Source organism: Mesorhizobium shangrilense, assembly GCF_040537815.1.
GTDB classification, from domain to species: Bacteria; Pseudomonadota; Alphaproteobacteria; order Rhizobiales; family Rhizobiaceae; genus Mesorhizobium; species Mesorhizobium shangrilense.
Map to the genome: position 1 here is coordinate 1,814,581 of NZ_JBEWSZ010000001.1, position 14,407 is coordinate 1,828,987.

At 61.8% G+C, this 14,407-nt stretch carries 19 protein-coding genes; 15 read left to right on the forward strand and 4 right to left on the reverse strand.

Annotation, left to right across the window (positions count from 1 at the left end; genetic code table 11):
• The first annotated feature begins 4 nt into the window (after window positions 1–4).
• The gene (locus tag ABVQ20_RS09205) at window positions 5–562 is read left to right on the forward strand and encodes an RBBP9/YdeN family alpha/beta hydrolase (protein WP_354459194.1); all 558 of its coding nucleotides are present in this window, start codon (window positions 5–7) and stop codon (window positions 560–562) included.
• A gap of 27 nt (window positions 563–589) precedes the next feature.
• On the opposite strand, the gene ABVQ20_RS09210 is transcribed toward ABVQ20_RS09205, so the two are convergent.
• The gene (locus ABVQ20_RS09210; RefSeq protein ID WP_354459195.1) at window positions 590–1,363 is read right to left on the reverse strand and encodes an HpcH/HpaI aldolase family protein; all 774 of its coding nucleotides are present in this window, start codon (window positions 1,361–1,363) and stop codon (window positions 590–592) included.
• Window positions 1,364–1,489: 126 nt separating this feature from the next.
• A complete protein-coding gene (locus ABVQ20_RS09215) occupies window positions 1,490–1,810 on the reverse strand; it encodes a DUF1476 domain-containing protein (protein WP_354459196.1) in 321 nt (106 codons plus the stop codon).
• Between the two features lie 274 nt (window positions 1,811–2,084).
• Between ABVQ20_RS09215 and purC the strand changes: the two genes are divergently transcribed.
• The 7 genes from purC (at window position 2,085) to ABVQ20_RS09250 (ending at window position 5,913) form a co-directional block, all read left to right on the forward strand.
• Complete coding sequence (purC, locus tag ABVQ20_RS09220; RefSeq protein WP_354459197.1) at window positions 2,085–2,879, forward strand: phosphoribosylaminoimidazolesuccinocarboxamide synthase; 795 nt, start codon at window positions 2,085–2,087, stop codon at window positions 2,877–2,879.
• Between the two features lie 37 nt (window positions 2,880–2,916).
• Complete coding sequence (purS, locus tag ABVQ20_RS09225; RefSeq protein WP_227347886.1) at window positions 2,917–3,159, forward strand: phosphoribosylformylglycinamidine synthase subunit PurS; 243 nt, start codon at window positions 2,917–2,919, stop codon at window positions 3,157–3,159.
• 18 nt (window positions 3,160–3,177) lie between these two features.
• A complete protein-coding gene (locus tag ABVQ20_RS09230) occupies window positions 3,178–3,432 on the forward strand; it encodes a hypothetical protein (RefSeq protein WP_354459198.1) in 255 nt (84 codons plus the stop codon).
• Window positions 3,429–4,097, forward strand: coding sequence for a phosphoribosylformylglycinamidine synthase subunit PurQ (gene purQ, locus ABVQ20_RS09235; protein ID WP_354459199.1), 669 nt, complete (start codon window positions 3,429–3,431; stop codon window positions 4,095–4,097). The genes ABVQ20_RS09230 and purQ overlap by 4 nt, the downstream gene beginning before the upstream one ends.
• A gap of 70 nt (window positions 4,098–4,167) precedes the next feature.
• Window positions 4,168–4,833 carry a glutathione S-transferase family protein gene (locus ABVQ20_RS09240; protein WP_354459200.1) on the forward strand — a complete coding sequence of 222 codons (666 nt, stop codon included), beginning with the start codon at window positions 4,168–4,170 and terminating at the stop codon, window positions 4,831–4,833.
• Between the two features lie 2 nt (window positions 4,834–4,835).
• Window positions 4,836–5,246 (forward strand): hypothetical protein, encoded by a 411-nt coding sequence (locus tag ABVQ20_RS09245; protein WP_354459201.1) that lies wholly within the window; start codon window positions 4,836–4,838, stop codon window positions 5,244–5,246.
• A 4-nt stretch (window positions 5,247–5,250) separates the two neighbouring features.
• Window positions 5,251–5,913 carry a Pr6Pr family membrane protein gene (locus ABVQ20_RS09250; RefSeq protein WP_354459202.1) on the forward strand — a complete coding sequence of 221 codons (663 nt, stop codon included), beginning with the start codon at window positions 5,251–5,253 and terminating at the stop codon, window positions 5,911–5,913.
• A 33-nt stretch (window positions 5,914–5,946) separates the two neighbouring features.
• On the opposite strand, the gene ABVQ20_RS09255 is transcribed toward ABVQ20_RS09250, so the two are convergent.
• Complete coding sequence (locus tag ABVQ20_RS09255) at window positions 5,947–6,288, reverse strand: DUF1127 domain-containing protein (RefSeq protein WP_435528335.1); 342 nt, start codon at window positions 6,286–6,288, stop codon at window positions 5,947–5,949.
• On the opposite strand from ABVQ20_RS09255, the gene ABVQ20_RS09260 reads away from it, so the two are divergent.
• The 5 genes from ABVQ20_RS09260 to ABVQ20_RS09280 all read left to right on the forward strand — a co-directional run bounded on the left by ABVQ20_RS09260 (window position 6,287) and on the right by ABVQ20_RS09280 (window position 11,722).
• A complete protein-coding gene (locus ABVQ20_RS09260; protein ID WP_354459203.1) occupies window positions 6,287–7,699 on the forward strand; it encodes an aminotransferase-like domain-containing protein in 1,413 nt (470 codons plus the stop codon). The genes ABVQ20_RS09255 and ABVQ20_RS09260 overlap by 2 nt on opposite strands.
• 164 nt (window positions 7,700–7,863) lie before the next feature.
• Complete coding sequence (purL, locus tag ABVQ20_RS09265; RefSeq protein WP_354459204.1) at window positions 7,864–10,095, forward strand: phosphoribosylformylglycinamidine synthase subunit PurL; 2,232 nt, start codon at window positions 7,864–7,866, stop codon at window positions 10,093–10,095.
• Window positions 10,092–10,595, forward strand: coding sequence for a hypothetical protein (locus ABVQ20_RS09270; RefSeq protein ID WP_354459205.1), 504 nt, complete (start codon window positions 10,092–10,094; stop codon window positions 10,593–10,595). The genes purL and ABVQ20_RS09270 overlap by 4 nt, the downstream gene beginning before the upstream one ends.
• 131 nt (window positions 10,596–10,726) lie before the next feature.
• Entirely contained in the window at window positions 10,727–10,960 is a 234-nt protein-coding gene (locus ABVQ20_RS09275) for a BolA/IbaG family iron-sulfur metabolism protein (protein ID WP_354459206.1), read from the forward strand.
• A 33-nt stretch (window positions 10,961–10,993) separates the two neighbouring features.
• On the forward strand, window positions 10,994–11,722 hold the full coding sequence (locus ABVQ20_RS09280; protein WP_354459207.1) for a class I SAM-dependent DNA methyltransferase: 729 nt from the start codon (window positions 10,994–10,996) through the stop codon (window positions 11,720–11,722).
• A 6-nt stretch (window positions 11,723–11,728) separates the two neighbouring features.
• Here the strand turns inward: ABVQ20_RS09280 and ABVQ20_RS09285 are convergent, their stop codons facing one another.
• Complete coding sequence (locus ABVQ20_RS09285) at window positions 11,729–12,523, reverse strand: phosphodiester glycosidase family protein (RefSeq protein ID WP_435528336.1); 795 nt, start codon at window positions 12,521–12,523, stop codon at window positions 11,729–11,731.
• Window positions 12,524–12,687: 164 nt separating this feature from the next.
• Here ABVQ20_RS09285 and grxD point away from each other — a divergent pair, with 164 nt between their 5' ends.
• On the forward strand, window positions 12,688–13,023 hold the full coding sequence (gene grxD, locus ABVQ20_RS09290) for a Grx4 family monothiol glutaredoxin (RefSeq protein WP_006332883.1): 336 nt from the start codon (window positions 12,688–12,690) through the stop codon (window positions 13,021–13,023).
• Between the two features lie 90 nt (window positions 13,024–13,113).
• Window positions 13,114–14,382: a multidrug effflux MFS transporter gene (locus tag ABVQ20_RS09295; protein ID WP_354459209.1), complete on the forward strand. Its 1,269-nt coding sequence runs from the start codon at window positions 13,114–13,116 to the stop codon at window positions 14,380–14,382.
• The last annotated feature ends 25 nt before the right edge of the window (window positions 14,383–14,407 follow it).

A 14,407-nucleotide genomic window follows, 5' to 3' on the forward strand; every position in this document is an offset into this window, starting at 1 on the left:
CGCCATGAAGGTCAAGGACGCAGATATCCTCATCGTGCCGGGCTACACCAATTCGGGGCCGGAGCATTGGCAGAGCCGCTGGCAATCGAAATTGTCGACGGCGCGTCGGGTCGAGCAGGCGGAATGGTCGAAGCCGGTGCGCGACGACTGGACGTCAAGCGTGGCGAAAGCTGTCAATGAGGCCGAACGCCCGGTCGTCATCGTCGCGCATTCGCTTGGCGTGGCGGCAGCGGTCCAGGCAATACCACAGTTCCGACGCCCGGTCGCGGGCGGCTTCTTCGTGGCGCCGCCCGATGTCGCCAATCCAGACATGAGGCCGAAGCACCTGATGACGTTCGGTCCCTACCCGCGCGATCCCCTGCCATTTCCATCAATCGTGATCGCCAGCCGCAACGATCCGTTCTGCGCGTTCGACATCGCCGAGGACATTGCCGGAGCCTGGGGATCCCTATTCATCGATGCCGGTGAGACCGGTCACCTGAACGCCGATTCCGGCTTCGGGCCGTGGCCCGAAGGATCGATGACGTTCGCCAAGTTCCTGACAGATCTGAAGGCTCCATGATCCCTTGGGAACGGAGACGATACGGCTTCAGCCCTTGATCGAATCCTGCACGCTTTTCAGCAGGGTTTTTGCCCCCAGCCCGATCAGCGCGTGCTCCGAGCCCATGGCGAGCAGCCTGTAGCCCATCGACACGACACGGCCGGCGATGGCGGGCTCGACGACATAGATCGCGGCATGCTTGCCGGCCTTGCGGGTACGCTCGGCGACCGACGCCACGGTCTCCATCATGCTTTCCAGCGTCGAGCTGACCGTCGCGCCATTGGTCCATGCGATCGAGAAATCCGATGGGCCGAGGAAGATGCCGTCAATGCCTGGCGTGTCGAGGATGCCGTCAAGCGCGTCAAGCGCGGCGCGGGTTTCGACCATGGCGAAGGCCATCGTGCGCTGGTTGGTGTCGCGCAGCCAGTCGGCCTGATCGCCCTGGCCGTGGCGCGGGAAGGCGTAAGTCGGTCCCCAGGAGCGCTCGCCGAGCGGCGGATATTTCATGGCGGCAGCAAACAGCTTCGCATCTGCTACAGAATTGACCATCGGCGCGATAACCGCCTCGGCGCCGAAATCGAGCGCACGGCTCGCCATGTCGAAGCGGCCGACGGGAATGCGCACCAATGCCGGCTTGTTGGCGGCCAGCACCGGAACAAGGCCGCGCAGCACGCTGTCTTCGTGATGGCCGCCATGCTGCATGTCGAGCGTGACCGCATCGAACCCCTGCTTGGCGACAATCTCGACCGTCAGTGCATCCGGAACACCGGACCATGCAGTGAACAGCGTTTCATCCGCCGCCAGGCGTGACTTCAGGGACATTGGCGCTTTCCTTGTTGGATAAAGCCCGAGCACAGGCTCTGGCGCAGTTTCAGCCGGAAACAGTGAAAAAGGCAAAGAAAAACCGCCCGGCTAGGCCGAGCGGTCGATTGGGCCAGTGACGATGGATCAGGTGTTCTTGATCTGCTCGATCGCCTGCGCCATCATTTCATCCATGGTGCGGCGGATCTGATGGTCCGACTGGTCGACGCCGGCGGCATCGAAATCCTTGCGGATCTTGCGGAAAACATCGTGATCGCCGGCTTCCTCGATGTCGGAGATGACAACCTGCTTGGCATAGGCCTCGGCATCGGCGCCAGTCTTTCCAAGCTTCTCGGCGGCCCACAAGCCCAGCACCTTGTTGCGGCGTGCCGAAGCCTTGAACCGAAGTTCCTCGTCGAATGCGAACTTGCGCTCAAAGCCCTCTTCGCGATCCTTCATGCTGCTCATGGCATCCCTCCGATAGAAATCGATTCGCTGGTGACGGTGTATATGTGTTGGGCAAGCACAAACCAAAAGGTCGCGGACGGGTCAATACGCTTCGTCGTATGCTGCGCTGCGGCATTTCGGTCCCGAAACCGGTTGATTGAAAGGATTTGCCGATTGAGCAAATGCTGTGATTGGGATAGACCCGGCATTGAACCCAGCTGTAGCCGCACTATTTCAGGCAGACGGACAGGAAATGGTCGCTAGCCGCCTGTCCGGAAATCCAGAGAAAAATCAGATGAAAAATCGCCGCCGCATTTATGAAGGCAAGGCCAAGATCCTCTATGAGGGACCCGAGCCGGGTACGCTGATCCAGTTCTTCAAGGATGACGCGACCGCGTTCAACAAGAAGAAACACGAAGTGGTCGACGGCAAGGGCGTGCTCAACAACCGGATTTCCGAGCACATCTTCAACCATCTCAACCGCATGGGCATTCCGACCCATTTCATCCGCCGGCTCAACATGCGCGAGCAGTTGATCAAGGAAGTCGAGATCATCCCGCTCGAGATCGTTGTGCGCAACGTCGCCGCCGGCTCGCTGTCCAAGCGCCTCGGCATCGAGGAAGGCACCGTCTTGCCGCGCTCGATCATCGAATTCTACTACAAGGCCGATGCGCTGGACGATCCGATGGTTTCGGAAGAACACATCACCGCGTTCGGCTGGGCAAGCCCGCAGGAGATCGACGACGTCATGGCGCTGGCCATCCGCGTCAACGATTTCCTTTCCGGCCTGTTCATGGGCGTCGGCATCCAGCTCGTCGATTTCAAGATCGAATGCGGCCGCCTGTTCGAGGGCGACATGATGCGCATCGTCGTGGCCGACGAGATTTCGCCGGACTCTTGCCGTCTGTGGGACGTGGCAACTCAGGACAAGCTCGACAAGGACCGTTTCCGTCGCGATATGGGCGGTCTGGTCGAAGCCTATCAGGAAGTGGCTCGCCGCCTGGGCATCATGAACGAGAACGAACCGCCGCGCCCCACTGGCCCGGTGCTTGTCGCCTCGACCGATGGCATCAAAGGCAAGCCGCACTGATACCTAATCAAGATATTCGAACAGGAGCGTTTCCAGCGTGATCAAGGCCCGCATTACCGTCACCCTCAAGAATGGCGTTCTCGACCCGCAAGGCAAGGCGATCGAACATGCGCTGTCCGGATTGGGCTTCGATGGCGTGGGCCTTGTCCGGCAGGGCAAGGTGTTCGACGTCGAGCTTTCGGAGTCCGACAAGGCCAAGGCCGAGGCCGACCTCAAGGCCATGTGCGACAAGCTGCTGGCCAATACGGTGATTGAGAATTATAGCGTGACACTTACCTGAGGTTGTGTCGGAGGCACGATGTCGGAAGTCACGAATGAATTGATGTTCGAGCTTCTGAAGCGCGTGCATGACGAAATCGGTGAACTTCGCCAAGATGGCGCCGAGGTTAAGCGGGAGTTGAACGTAATTCGCGGCCACATGGTCGCGACCCAGAACGATATCCATAACATCTACGGCATTCTCGCTCGTCAGGACGATCGCCTCGAACGCATAGAACGCCGTCTCGACCTGCGTGAAATCGCCGAAGACCAGAGGCCTTACGAACCGAAATGAAATCAGCCGTCGTCCTCCTGCCTGGCCTCAACCGAGACCGCGACATGATCGCGGCGCTGACCAAGATTTCCGGTACGCCGCCGGTCACGGTCTGGCAGACCGATACCGAAATCCCCGATGTTGACCTGATCGCCATTCCCGGCGGCTTTTCCTTCGGCGATTATCTGCGTTGCGGCGCCATCGCCGCGCGCATGCCGGTGATGCGGGCGGTTGCCGAAAAGGCGGCCAAGGGCGTCACCGTCATCGGTGTCTGCAACGGTTTTCAGATCCTGGTCGAGGCCGGCCTGCTGCCAGGTGCGCTGATGCGCAACACGTCGCTGAAATTCGTCTGCCGGCAGGTCAAGCTGCAGATCACCAATGCCAACACCATGTTCACCCGCCGCTATCAGCCCGGCCAGATCATCCGCTCGCCGGTCGCGCATCATGACGGCAATTACTTTGCCGACGCAGAGACGCTTGCCCGCCTCGAAGGCGAAGGCCAGGTGGTGTTCCGCTATGCGGACGGCACCAATCCCAACGGCTCGATCAACGATATCGCCGGCATCATCAACAGCCAGGGCAATGTGCTCGGCCTGATGCCGCATCCCGAGAACCTGATCGAAGCGGCGCATGGCGGCAATGATGGAAGGGCGCTGTTCGAAAGCGCCCTCGGCATCGCCGCTTGACCATTGCGGCCGCGAATGCGGTAAAATCCAAAAGGACATCAAGTCCATTGCTCTGGGGAGAGAGACGGTCATGAAACTCTATTCGCGGCCGTTGTCGCCCTACTCGTCGATTGTGCGGGCGCTAGCCTACATCAAGGACGTGCCGCTCAAGATCATCGCGCCGCCGGCCGGATTTCCTATCCCCGAGGAGTTCCGTGCCATTTCGCCGCTGAACCGGATCCCGGTGCTGATTACCGGTTCCGGCGAGACCATTGTCGAGTCGGTCGTCATTGCGGAATATCTGGAAGAGCGGTTTCCCGAACCGGCGCTGCTCCCGCCAGATTCGAAGGATCGTGCGCTGGTGCGCATGTTCGCCCGCATCACCGATCTCGACGTGCTTGCTCCGACGATGAAGCTTTTCGAGCTTCATTTCGTGCCGAAACGCAACGAGGCCGAGATCGCAGCACAGTTCGCCCGCCTGCATCACGGACTGGCTGCCGTGGAGGCCCGGATGGCGCAAGGACCTTTCGCGCTTGGCGACGACATCAGCTTCGCCGATGCATGGCTGACGCCGACGCGGTTCATCTTCAACAATTTCCGCGCCATGACGGGACGTCACGACCTGCTTGATGCCTATCCCAAATTCGATGCCTATGAGCAGATCGCCTTGCAGCACCCGGCACTGTCGCGTGTCTGGGGCGAGATGACGGACGGCCTTAAGATCTTCCTGTCCGAGCTTGAAATGGGCGCCGCGTGATCATGAAACAGACGACCGTTCGCCTCGCCCTCGTCGCCGCGGCCGGCCTTGTGATTGCCTCTTGCCAGTCGAGCCCGAAGAGCACACCGGTTCCGTCGGGTAAAAGCGCTGCACTTCTCTCCATGGAACAGGTCGCGATCGCTGCCCACAAATGCTGGATTGCCAGCAAGGATTCCGCCTTCAAATCCTATCAGATGGCCAATGAGTTGAACTCGTTCAGCGGCACGCCGCGCTTCCTGCTGGTTCCGGCCAACCATTATGGCGGAAAACCCTTGCTGGTGGTGCAGGCCAAGGGCAATTCGAGCCGTGTCGAGGTGTTCGGCCCGCTGATGGACCAGCCGCTTGGCGCGCGCATCGGCTCGGACATTGCGCGCTGGCAGACGGGCAATCCATCCTGTAGCGCGGCAGCGTAGCACCGTGGGCCGGTTCCTGCAGGCTGCGGGTCTGGTCATCGGTCTGGCCGGACTTGTCCTGCAGTTCTGCATCACCATCCCGGCATCGATGGAAGCCGGTCGCGGTTTCCTGGGCTCCATCGTCTTTTACTTCAGCTTCTTCACCATCCTGACCAATATCGGCGCGGTGCTCGTCCATGCCTCGCTGTTGTCATCGAGCGGCTACGCCTGGCTGCCGGCCTTCGCCGGGCCGCGCATGCGGGCAGGCGTTGCGGTGTCCATCACCCTGGTCTTCATCGTCTACGCAACCGTGCTGGCACGGCTTTGGCAGCCGCAAGGCCTGTTCCTGCTGTGCGACGTCCTTCTGCACTACGTGACGCCGGTGCTGTTCGTACTGTGGTGGCTGGTGGCGGGCGCTGACGGGTCAACGCGATGGCGCGACATGTCCTGGTGGGTGCTCTATCCCCTGGCCTATCTCGCCTATGCGCTGTTGCGCGCGCCGATCGCCGGCGAAGTGCCCTACCCCTTCCTCGACGCCGCCAGGAACGGCTGGGCGAGTGTGGTGATCTGGTCACTCGCGATCACCGCGCTCTTTCTTGTCCTGTGCGTGATCGCCGTCCTTGCGGATCATGGCGTCGCGCGCATCAGGGCGCCGAATAAGCGATCGAGCGCACCAAGAAAACCCTGACACTCTCCCGGAATTGGGAGAGTGCCGGCCTTCTCAATCCCAGAGTGGTCGGATGCCCTCGCGATGGGCATCGCAGCGGGATATGCCGATGTCCTTTAGCTGATCATCCGTCATTTCAAGCAATGCCAATCGGCCGCGCCGACGCTCCATCAAGCCGTCGATCCAGAGAACGAATGACGTGACCATCCGCACGAGGCGGCGGACATAGCCGCGCCAGCCCGTAGGGCGCGCAGCCTGTCCAAAGACACCGACTTGATGAATTGTCTCTATTGTACCCATTTTATTTCTACCAAAGCTTCCGATTGGACCCTTTTTTGCCACGCAATTCATATGTATTGACTCATTATGCGGCGCAATATAGAAAATTGTCACCATGACAAATTGGCTTCCCGACCTCACGACCGGTTCCGGCCCGCTCTACCAGCGCCTGGCCGACGCCATCGAGTCCGACATCGACAAGGGTACAATCGACCCCGGAGCAAAATTGCCGCCGCAGCGCGACCTCGCCTACGATATCGGCGCGACGGTCGGCACGGTCGGCCGGGCCTACCAATTGCTGCGCGAGCGCGGGCTGGTGAGTGGCGAGGTCGGGCGCGGAACCTATGTGCTGGGACAACGCCCGGACGGCGCCCAACCCGACTTGCTGCCAGCGAATGATGAAGGCACGCGATACATCGATGCGCCCCGCGACAAGCTGCGGTTCGACAGCACGGCGGCGCCGGATATTGGCCAAGGCGCTGTCGTCGCCGACGTCCTGTCGCGCACGGCGCAGGACCATCCGCACGAGATATCAAGCTACACGCGCGATTTTCCGGACCGCTGGTACGAAGCCGGCGCCCGCTGGCTGTCGCGAAATGCCTTTCTCCCCGCCGCCGACGCCATTGTTCCCACGCTCGGGACCCATGCCGCGGTCATGGGGGCGATCGCGGCGCTGACGACGCCCGGTGATTATGTCGCCTTCGAGCACCTCACCTACTCGCAGATTTCCCGAAGCGCCGGCCTGATCGGCAGGCGAACGGCATTGGTGGCCTCGGACGAGGAAGGCGTCGATCCCGATGATTTCGAGCGCGTCTGTGCGCAAAAGCATCCAAAAATGATCTTTCTGATGCCGACTGCACAGAATCCGACGCTGGTGACCTTGTCGGCTGAGCGTCGCGCGGCAATCGCGCGTGTCGCACGCGAATACAATGTCGTCCTCATCGAGGACGATCTCTACGGCAACCTGACCGATGACCCGACGCCGCTGCTCGCCGAATATGCGCCCGAGCGAACCATCGTCGCCGGCGGCCTGTCCAAATCGGTCGCGGCCGGTGTGCGCGGCGGCTGGCTCTCCTGCCCGCCCGCCTATCGCCACCGCATTCGCGTCGCCCACAAGATGATGACCGGCGGCATGCCCTTTCTGCTGGCGGAGGTGAATGCCCGGCTGGTGCTGTCTGGACAGGCCGGCGATATCCGCAAGGGCTGCATCGCCGAAATCAGCGCCCGCACCGCGATCGTGCGCGAGACTTTGGCCGGTTTTGCGTTCAAGTCACACGACAAGGTGCCTTTTGTCTGGCTCACCTTGCCTGACCCGTGGCTCTCCGGCACCTTCAAGAATGCCTGCCTGGAACACGGCGTGCTGATCGACGACGAAGACGAGTTCAAGGCGGGGCGTTCCGAACAGGTCTTTCATGGTGTGCGCTTCGGCGTTTCGCAGCCAAGGCAGCGCAAGGACATCGTCGAGGGTGTTGCGGTGATCAGGCGTCTGCTGGATGAAGGCCGCGCCGGCTACGACAGCTTTTCCTGAGTCCGAAGCGCTTCACCCACGAACGAAGGATAGCTATCCCGGACTGGGCTGTGGCTTTGTCCGGTTTTCGTGCGTTTTTCGCCAATCCATGGGTGTATTGGCCTGTCGGCTTGCGATAAGAGGAGACTCAAAATCCCCACTTCCATGGACACAAATCGCCGCCCATGACCATTTCCAATTCCGTGCCGATCACCCCCGAGCTCATTGCCGCGCATGGGCTGAAGCCCGACGAGTATCAGCGCATTCTCGACCTTGTCGGCCGCGAACCGAGCTTTACCGAACTCGGCATCTTCTCGGCGATGTGGAACGAGCACTGCTCCTACAAATCCTCGAAGAAGTGGCTGCGCACCCTGCCGACCACTGGCCCCCAGGTGATCCAGGGCCCCGGCGAGAATGCCGGCGTGGTCGACATCGGTGACGGCGATTGCGTCGTCTTCAAGATGGAGAGCCACAACCATCCGTCCTACATCGAGCCCTATCAGGGTGCGGCGACTGGCGTTGGCGGCATCCTGCGCGACGTCTTCACCATGGGCGCGCGGCCGATCGCGGCGATGAATGCGCTGCGCTTCGGCGCGCCGGACCATCCCAAGACCCGGCACCTCGTCTCAGGCGTGGTTTCCGGCGTCGGCGGCTATGGCAACGCCTTCGGCGTGCCGACGGTTGGCGGCGAGGTCAATTTCGACGCCCGCTATAATGGCAACATCCTGGTCAACGCCTTTGCGGCAGGCCTTGCCAAGACAGACGCTATCTTCCTGTCGGAAGCCAAGGGCGTCGGCCTGCCGGTCGTCTATCTCGGTGCCAAGACCGGCCGCGACGGCGTCGGCGGCGCCACCATGGCGTCCGCCGAATTCGACGACAAGATCGACGAGAAGCGCCCGACCGTGCAGGTCGGCGATCCCTTCACCGAGAAATGCCTGCTGGAGGCGTGCCTCGAACTGATGGCCTCGGGCGCCGTCATCGCCATCCAGGACATGGGAGCGGCCGGCCTGACCTGCTCGGCGGTCGAAATGGGTGCCAAAGGCGACCTCGGCATCGAGCTCGATCTCGACAAGGTGCCGGTGCGCGAAGAGCGCATGAGCGCCTACGAGATGATGCTTTCGGAAAGCCAGGAGCGCATGCTGATGGTGCTGCGCCCCGAAAAGGAAAAGGAAGCCGAGGCAATCTTCCACAAATGGGGGCTCGACTTCGCCATCGTGGGCAAGACGACCGACGATCTGCGTTTTCGTATCCTGCATCAGGGCGACGAGGTCGCCAACCTGCCGATCAAGGACCTTGGCGACAAGGCGCCGGAGTACGACCGCCCCTGGACCGAGCCGAAGAAGGCGGCACCGCTTGCGGCGAATGATGTTCCGCAGGCCGATGTCGCCGATGCCTTGCTGAAACTGCTGGGCGGACCGGATCTTTCGTCGCGCCGCTGGGTCTGGGAGCAGTACGACACACTGATCCAGGGCAATTCGCTGCAGCTTCCCGGCGGCGATGCCGGCGTGGTGCGCGTCGAAGGCCATCCGACCAAGGCGCTTGCCTTCTCATCCGACGTGACGCCACGCTATTGCGAAGCCGATCCCTATGAGGGTGGCAAGCAGGCGGTGGTCGAATGCTGGCGCAACCTGACCGCTACGGGAGCGCTGCCTCTCGCCGCCACCGACAACCTGAATTTCGGCAATCCGGAACGGCCGGAGATCATGGGGCAGCTGGTCGGCGCGGTGAAAGGCATAGGCGACGCCTGCCGCGCGCTCGGCTTCCCGATCGTCTCCGGCAATGTCTCGCTCTACAACGAGACCAATGGCCAGGGCATCCTGCCGACGCCGACGATTGGTGGCGTCGGATTGATCGCCGACTGGTCGAAGATGGTGCGGACCGGTTTCGCCGCCGAGGGCCAGATGATCCTGCTGGTCGGCGCTCCCGCTTGCTGGGGAACGCATCTCGGCCAGTCGGTCTATTTGAGAGACATCCACGGCCGCACCGACGGCCCGCCGCCGCCGGTCGATCTCGAGCATGAGAAGCGCGTCGGCGACCATGTCCGCGCCTTGATCGCATCGGGCATCGTCACGGCGGCTCATGACGTTTCCGATGGTGGCATCGCCGTGGCGCTGGCCGAAATGGCGATGGCGTCAGGCATTGGTGCGACCGTTCCCGGGCTTGTCGGCACCGATCCGATCCCGGTCTGGTTCGGCGAGGACCAGGGCCGCTATCTCCTGACGCTGTCGGTCGATCCGCACGGCGACGAGTGGGACGCCATTCGCAAGCAGCAGGGCGAGCTTGGTATCTTCGCGCCTTGGATCGGCTCGACCGGTGGCAGCGAGCTGAAGCTTGGCGAGGCGCGCGCGATACCGGTCAGCGAATTGGCCGCGGCCCATGAAGGCTGGTTCCCGCGCTTCATGGATCAGGCCAGTTGACCGGACTGGCTGCCCGGGCGCTGCTTGCAGTCGTTTTCTGGCCGTCGCTGTTCTTCTTCTGGTTCCTCGGGCCTTTCGTCTTTTTCCTGCTGTCGACGACCTCAAGTGAGGTTTGCGCCAGGCTGGAAACGCATGGCGAGTTCCTTGCCGCGGCCAATGGCACCATCCCGATGCTGGCCGTACAGAACCTGATCTATGCTGTCCCGATCGTCTGCCTGGTGCTGTGGAACAGCCTTTCGCCGGAGCCAGCGCGGGCAAGGCATATTGTCACCTGCATCAAGCTTTTCGTCGTCGCGGCGGCTGTAGGCGCGCTGTGGGAATACGGTTCGTCACTTGTCTGCGATGGCTACGGGCAAGCGTTCTTTTCGCCGCTCTGGCGGATGACCAGCTATCTTCCCATTGTCTGCCTGATCATCAACGTTCCGCTCTACGTACTGGTGTTCAGCCTGGGCCGCACCTTCTCGACCCGCGAGGACGGGCCGGGAACTGAAGCAAGCTAGCATATCGGCTCAAGGCTCTTGCCTCGTGGCAATGGAACAGAGCGGCTTCAATCCGGAGCCGAAAGGCTTTAGGTTCTGGCGAGTCACATCGCATGGGCCGCTCGGCTGCCCGCTATAGACAGGATTACGCCATGGCAATGGATGCCCACGACATTGAAAAACTGATCAAGCAAGGCATTCCGGACGCCAAGGTGACGATTCGCGACCTGGCCGGCGACGGCGACCACTATGCGGCCGAAGTGGTGGCCGAGAGCTTTCGCGGCAAAAGTCGCGTCCAGCAGCACCAGATGGTCTACAATGCGCTGCAGGGCAATATGGGCGGCGTGCTGCATGCGCTGGCGCTGCAGACCAGCGTGCCCGACTAAGGCATTTTCACTCCCAACGCAGAGACGGCCGAGATGACCAGCGATACGCCGATCGCCAAGCCAGCCTATGCTGCGTTTGCCGATCGCTACGATGCGCTTGCTCCAACCAAGCCGCACAACGCTCTCTACGAACGCCCGGCGTCCCTGGCCCTTGTCGGCGATGTCGCCGGGCTCGACATCCTCGATGCCGGCTGCGGCTCCGGCATCTGCACGGAAAAACTGGCTCGTGCCGGCGGTCGTATCCATGCCTTCGACGTCACGCCGGAAATGACGGCATTGGCCCGCCAGCGATGCGCGGGGCTCGATGTGGCTATCCGGGAAGGCGACATGTCGAAGCCGCTGGACTGGATTGCCGATGGCAGTGTCGACGGCGTGCTTTGCTCGCTGGCACTCGACTATGTCGAGAACCTCCAGCCGGTCTTCGCTGAATTCCACCGCGTCTCCCGGCCTGGCGGCTGGCTGGTCTTCTCCATGGGGCACCCCATGCGTGACTGGGCGGATGTTCGCACCAGAGGCCGGAAGACCTATTTCGAAACCAATCGCTGGGGCATGTACTGGAGCGGCTTTGGTGAACCCAATCCCTATGTCGAATCCTATCGCAGGCCGCTTGGCGACATCCTCAACGGTCTTGCCGGCACTGGCTGGACACTCGACCGCTTCGTCGAGCCGCATCCCGTCCCTGAAATGGAAGCCGTCGACCCCCGGCATTTTGCCGAACTGAGCCTGGCACCCGCGTTCATTTGCGTACGCGCGCGCAAATAAAGTCTGTCACTCGCGCTTCGCCGACACGGCGATGATCGGGCCGGCGGGAAACTTTCCGCCAACGATCATCCTGCTGCCATCGGAGAGCGCCGAAATAGCTCCGTCAAAAAACAGCGCATTGGGGCACTGGAGCGCGTCGCGGAACAGGCGCGCGAAGCTGCCGAGACTGACCTGCGAACGCGAGATCGCCAGCACGATGGTGCCGTTGACCCGGACGCCAACACCGTTGCGGATGAAACGCGATGTGCCGTTCTCTTCGAAACGCGGATGGATCTGGCCATCGATGACCAGCATCGGGCCGGACTGGGTGGCGAACATCGCCTCGGGCTTCGCGGCGGCGAATGCCGTCGTTTCCATGACCGCCGCTTTGCCGTCCTTTCCGATCATGAAGACGCCATTGGGCTTCAGGAAGAAATTGCCGGCGCCGTCGGCGAGGTTGAGCGGCGCTACCTCCTGCCCGTTTTCGACGAGAAGTCCGACCGGCGCCAGGTCCTCGTGATACATGCCGGCGTTCATGGCCAGCAGGATCGGCCTGCCCTGCGCCGACATCGCCTTGTCGAATGTCTCCAGCGAGCCGAAGGCCTTGCCGCCACTGCCCTTGAGGAAGACAGCAACGTCGTAACCGCGAGGGTCAATCTCGCAGACGACATAGGGGACAGCGTCGAAATCGAGATTGCGGCAAGGCCCAGGCAATTCGCCGCCGACCACAATGGGCGGTCGCACCGGGGGACGCCACCAGATCAAAGCCAGCGAAACAACAAGAACGACGGTCAGCAATCCGGCGAGGTATCTGGTTTTCATCATTCTTCATGGAAAATGGGAGCCCTGCGCGCTTGGCCCAACACCAGGCCATCCCTTACGCCATTTCAGCCTCAGTGCGGCAAACGTCTTGTTTCGGGCAACCTATGGGTTTATTTGAAAGATATGTTTCGAGCCTGACTCCCACAGGCGTGAAAGGATTCTTCATGAGCGGTATCAATGACTACATCGACAACGAAGTGAAGGGCAACGACGTCGTGCTCTTCATGAAGGGCACGCCCGGTTTCCCGCAGTGCGGATTTTCCGGCCAGGTTGTCCAGATCCTCGACTATATCGGCGCCGACTACAAAGGCGTGAACGTGCTGGACTCGGCCGAACTGCGCCAGGGCATCAAGGAATATTCCAACTGGCCGACGATCCCGCAGCTCTACGTCAAGGGTGAATTCGTCGGCGGCTGCGACATCATCCGCGAGATGTTCCAGGCAGGCGAACTGCAGACGTTCCTCGTCGAGAAGGGCGTGAGCGTCAAAGGCGCCGCCTGAGTTCTGCTTTGTTGTCCCGGCTTCCGGGAAATGAGACGAGCCAATGCGCCGGCCCGCCGGCGCATTTTCGTTTGAAAGATCGGATTTACCGTGGACCAGCCAACCGTAGCGCCGCAATCGGCAAGCAAACTGCCCATTCCGCGCTGGGAGTTCATCGCGCTGTGCGCGGCGCTGATGGCGCTGAATTCGCTGGCCATCGACATCATGCTGCCGGCCCTGCAGCAGATCGGTGCCTCGCTTGGCGTCGAGAATGAAAACCACCGCCAATATGTGGTCACGGCCTATATTCTGGGCTTTGGCGGCGGGCAGCTTTTCTTCGGGCCGATCTCCGACCGCTTCGGACGCCGCGCGCCGCTGGTCGCCGGGCTGGTGATCTATGTTGCGGCGGCCGCCGCGGCCGCCGTCGCGCCAAGCTTCGAAACACTTCTGCTGTGCCGGGTCGTGCAGGGCATCGGTGCGGCCGCGACCCGCGTCATTGCAGTCTCGATCGTGCGCGATACGTTCGACGGCCGGCGCATGGCCGAGGTGATGTCGCTGATCTTCATGGTGTTCATGGCCATTCCGGTCATCGCTCCCGGCATCGGCCAGTTCATCATGCTGTTCGCGACGTGGCATTGGATCTTCATCACCATGGCGGTGGGGGCACTGTTCGTCTCCGCCTGGTCGCTGCTGCGCCTGCCGGAAACGCTGCATCCTGAATACCGCCGGCCGCTGACGGCATCATCCATTCTTGGCGGTTTTCGCATCGTGCTCACCAATCGCATCGCGCTCTGCTACGCCTTTGCCAGCACCTTCGTCTTCGCCGCGATGTTCGGCTTCATCGCCTCGGCACAGCAGATCTACGTCGACATATTCCACGTCGGCGAGATGTTCCCGGTCATCTTCGCGGGTGTCGCCGGCGTGCTCGCCTTCTCCAACTATCTGAACTCGCGCCTTGTCGGTCGCATCGGCATGCGCCGCCTGTCGCAAAGCGCGCTGCTGCTGTTTCTGGTCATCAGCCTCGCCTGGCTGGTCGTGTCGCTGGAAATAAAGATGCCGCTTTGGCTATTCGTCACCTTCTTTGCCAGCGCCATGCTTCCATTCGGTGCACTCGGCGCCAATTTCAACGCCCTGGCGATGGAGCCGCTGGGTGCGCTGGCCGGCACGGCGTCATCCATCCTGGGTTTCATGCAGACGTTTCTCGGCGGCATTCTCGGCACGCTGATCGGCCAGGCCTTCAACGGCACGGTGACGCCGCTCGCCGCCGGCTTCTGCAGCGTGTCGGTGGCGGCGCTGCTGATGATCCTGCTTGCCGAGCGGGGCAAGATGTTCCAGCCGCACAACCCACCTGTTTCAGGGCACGTCACCGACCTGCACTAAACTATTGTTTGTCGGTCGGCAGCCT